At 47.7% G+C, this 306-nt stretch carries 1 protein-coding gene; it reads right to left on the bottom strand.

What is annotated here, in order from left to right; translation table 11 throughout:
* Nucleotides 1-306 (bottom strand): Ig-like domain-containing protein (locus tag HMPREF2853_RS05185; protein WP_148131405.1); only part of this gene is annotated, 306 nt, incomplete at both ends.

The raw sequence follows: 306 nt of genomic DNA, 5'->3' as shown, positions 1-306 counted from the left end.
CTGACCTTGCAGACCCTCTGTCTTATCACCTGAACCAGTCGGAGTTACCTTAGTAAACTCTGGGCTGTAAGTCGCAGTAACTGGAGTGCCATTCTTATCAACACGTTTGACTGTAACTGGATCTGGGTTTCCAACAAACTGCTTGTCTGGAGTGAAGGTTACAGTTCCGTCTGGTGCAATCGTGTAAGTTCCTTGGCCTGGAATAGATTTCTCTTTGCTTCCATCTTCGAAGGTTGGCTCTACTGTTTCATCGATTGGAACCAATGGATCGCCACCTTGGAAGCTTGGAGTGCCCGTTTGTGGAAC

It is taken from the genome of Streptococcus sp. HMSC077F03 (assembly GCF_001812375.1).
In the GTDB taxonomy this organism is placed as follows: Bacteria; Bacillota; Bacilli; order Lactobacillales; family Streptococcaceae; genus Streptococcus; species Streptococcus oralis_S.
The sequence above is the reverse complement of the archived record's forward strand: the minus strand, read 5'-3'. Positions and strand labels throughout refer to the sequence as shown.